Genomic DNA, 3,937 nt, shown 5'->3' on the forward strand with positions numbered 1-3,937 from the left:
GCGATCTGGTCGCCGGCGCGGGACGGCTGGCGATCGCCTCCGCCGCGCCGGTGCTGCGGCACATCTACCGCGAGACGGGCAGCTCGCACCTGCGCGGTGTCACCGCCCGCGCGCTGGCCGCCACCGATCCGTCGTTCCCCGCCTCCTTCGCCGTCGAGTGCCTGTGGGACTGCGAGGACACCACCCGCGAGATCGGCGCCCGGCACGCCGAGACCGCCGACGCCCGCGTCGTCGCCCGGCTGCGCAGCCTCGCCGCCGACCCGGCCGAGGACGGCGACGTGCAGAGCACCGTGCGCACCCGCATCACCCCGGACGGCGCCTCCGGCTGACGTCCGTGACGCGTCCTTCACGTACGGTCGCAGCCTGCGACAATGAGCGCATGACGGCGCGCTGGCAGTTCTGGATCGACCGCGGCGGCACGTTCACCGACGTGGTGGGCAGGCGGCCCGACGGCACCCTCGTCGCCCGCAAGCTGCTCTCGCACGACCCGGGGCGCTACGGCGCCCACGACGACGCCGCCGTCGCGGGCGTGCGGCTGCTGCTCGGCCTCGGGCCGGACGAGCCGGTGCCCGCGGAGCGCGTCGAAGTCGTCAAGATGGGCACCACCGTCGCCACCAACGCCCTCCTCGAACGGAAGGGCGAGCCGACGGTGCTCGTCGTCACCGAGGGGTTCCGCGATGCGCTGCGGATCGCGTACCAGAACCGGCCGCTGCTCTTCGAGCGCCGCATCCTCAAGCCCGAGGCGCTCTACGAGCGGGTGATCGAGGTGCCGGGGCGCGTCGGCGCCCGCGGCGAGGCCGTACGCGACCTGGACCTCGGCGCCGCGCGCGCGGCGCTGGCGGACGCGTACCGGGACGGGTTCCGCAGCGTCGCCGTCGTCCTCGTGCACGGCTACCGCTACGGGGCGCACGAGCGGGCCGTCGCCGAGGAGGCCCGGCGGGCGGGCTTCACCCAGATCAGCTGCGGCCACGAGGTCAGCCCGCTGATGAAGCTCGTGCCGCGCGGCGACACGACCGTCGTCGACGCCTACCTGTCGCCGATCCTGCGCCGCTACGTCGACCGCGTCGCCGGCGAACTGCGCGGCATCCGGCTGCAGTTCATGCAGTCCAACGGCGGCCTGCGCGAGGCCACCCGCTTCCGCGGGAAGGACGCCGTGCTCTCCGGGCCCGCCGGCGGGGTCGTCGGCATGGTCCGCTCCTCCGGGGAGGCGGGTTACGACCGCGTCATCGGCTTCGACATGGGCGGCACGTCCACCGACGTGTCGCACTACGCGGGCGAGTTCGAGCGCGACTTCGACACCCGGGTGGCAGGCGTGCGGATGCGCGCGCCGATGCTCGGCATCCACACCGTGGCCGCCGGCGGCGGCTCCGTCCTGCACTTCGACGGCCGCCGCTACCGCGTGGGCCCCGACTCGGCCGGCGCCGTCCCCGGCCCCGCCTGCTACCGCCGCGGCGGGCCGCTGACCGTCACCGACGCCAACGTCATGCTCGGCCGCGTCCAGCCACGCCACTTCCCGTCGGTCTTCGGGCCCGGCGGCGACCAGCCGCTCGACGACGAGGCGGTGCGGCGGGCGTTCACCGACCTGTCCGAGACCTCCGCCGCGGCCACCGGCGACCGGCGCTCGCCCGAGGAGGTCGCGGCCGGCTTCCTCGACATCGCCGTGCTCAACATGGCCAACGCGGTCAAGAAGATCTCCGTGCAGCGCGGCCACGACGTCACCCGCTACGCGCTGACCAGCTTCGGCGGCGCCGGCGGCCAGCACGCCTGCGCCGTCGCCGACGTGCTCGGCATCTCCACCGTCGTCGTCCCGCCGCACCCGGGCGTCCTCTCCGCGTACGGCATCGGGGTCGCCGCGGCGACGGCCATGCGGGAGCAGGCGGTGGAGGCGGAGCTGACCGAGGCGTCGATGCCCCGGATCCGGCAGGTCTGCGCGGAGCTGGCGGAGCGCGCCGCCGCGGACCTCACGGACGAGGGCATTCCGGCGGCTGCCGTGGACACCTCGGCGCGGGTGCACCTGCGGTACGCGGGCACCGACTCGGCGATCGTCGTGCCGCTGGCGGACGAGGCGGAGATGCGGGCGGAGTTCACGGCGGTGCACCGCAGGCGGTTCGCGTTCACGATGGACAAGCCGCTGGTCGCCGAGGCCGCGTCCGTGGAGGCCGCGGCCGAGCAGGCCGCGACCACGCGGGAGGAGGCCGGCGGCGCCGCCCGCGCCGGGGACGGGCCCGAACCCGCCGACCGGGTACGGATCTTCGCCGACGGGCAGTGGCGCGAGGCCGGGCTCTACCAGCGCGAAGACCTGCGCGCCGGCGACACCGTCACCGGCCCCGCGATCCTCGCCGAGGAGGGCTCCACAACCGTCGTCGACCCCGGCTGGCAGGCCGCCGTGCACCACCGCGGCCACCTCACGCTCACCCGCGTCACTCCGCGGCCCGCCACGCAGGCGGTCGGCACGGGCGTGGACCCCGTGATGCTGGAGGTCTTCAACAGCCTCTTCATGGCCATCGCCGAACAGATGGGCGTACGGCTGGAGAGCACCGCCCACTCCGTCAACATCAAGGAGCGGCTCGACTTCTCCTGCGCCCTCTTCGACGCCGACGGCAACCTGATCTCCAACGCGCCCCACATGCCCGTGCACCTGGGGTCGATGGGGGAGTCCATCAAAGAGGTGCTGCGGCGCAACCGGGACACCGGCCACGGGCTGCGCCCCGGCGACGTGTACGCCATCAACGACCCGTACCACGGCGGCACCCACCTGCCCGACGTCACCGTCGTCACCCCCGTCTTCGACGAGGGCGGGCAGCAACTGCTGTTCCTCGTCGCCTCCCGCGGCCACCACGCCGAGATCGGCGGCATCACGCCCGGATCGATGCCCGCGTTCAGCCGCACCATCCAGGAGGAGGGCGTCCTCTTCGACAACTGGCTGCTCGTCCGCGACGGGACCCTGCGCGAGGCCGAGACGCGCCGGCTGCTCACCTCCGGCCCGTACCCCTCGCGCGCGCCCGACGCCAACCTCGCCGACCTGCGCGCCCAGATCGCCGCCAACAACAAGGGCATCGACGAACTGCGCCGCATGATCGGCATGTTCGGCCTCGACGTCGTACGCGCCTACATGGGGCACGTGCAGGACAACGCCGAGGAGTCCGTGCGCCGCGTCATCGCCGCCCTCGGGGACGGCTCGTACCGCTACGAGACGGACGCGGGCGCCGTCATCGAGGTCGCCGTCCGCGTCGACCGGGCGGCGCGCAGCGCCGTCGTCGACTTCACCGGCACCTCGCCGCAGCAGCCCGGCAACGCCAACGCGCCCAGCTCGGTCGTCATGGCCGCCGTGCTCTACGTGTTCCGCACCCTGGTCGCCGAGGACATCCCCCTCAACAGCGGCTGCCTCAAGCCCCTGCACGTGCGCATCCCGCCCGGCTCCATGCTCGCGCCGGAGTTCCCCGCGGCCACCGTCGCGGGGAACGTCGAGACCTCCCAGGCCGTGACGGGCGCGCTGTACGCGGCCCTCGGCGTACAGGCCGAGGGCTCCGGCACGATGAACAACGTCACCTTCGGCAACGACAAGGCGCAGTACTACGAAACCATCGCCTCCGGCTCCGGCGCGGGCGACGGCTTCCCGGGCGCCGACGTCGTGCAGACCCACATGACGAACTCCCGCCTCACCGACCCCGAGGTGCTGGAGTGGCGCTACCCGGTGCGCGTCGAGGAGTTCGCCGTACGCGACGGCAGCGGCGGCCCGGGCCGCTGGGAGGGCGGGCGCGGCGCGGTGCGGCGCATCCGGTTCCTGGAGCCGATGACGGTGACGCTGCTGACCGGCCACCGGCGGGTGGCGCCGTACGGCATGGCGGGCGGCGGGCCGGGCGCGCTCGGCCGCAACGCCATGGAGCGGGCCGACGGCACGGTGGAGCCGCTGGAGGGCTGCGACACCGTCGAGGCC

The 3,937-nt window shown here is 74.3% G+C and carries 1 protein-coding gene and 1 pseudogene; both read left to right on the plus strand.

Annotated features, from left to right (window positions below):
- Nucleotides 1-329: pseudogene (locus tag H5J30_RS20980) on the plus strand (HEAT repeat domain-containing protein); the annotation flags it as partial.
- 50 nt (nt 330-379) lie between these two features.
- Nucleotides 380-3,937 (plus strand): hydantoinase B/oxoprolinase family protein (locus tag H5J30_RS20985; protein WP_181788941.1); only part of this gene is annotated, 3,558 nt, incomplete at its 3' end.

Origin of the sequence: Streptomyces phytophilus, from assembly GCF_013870535.1 — a bacterium.
Classification (GTDB): Bacteria; Actinomycetota; Actinomycetes; order Streptomycetales; family Streptomycetaceae; genus Streptomyces; species Streptomyces phytophilus.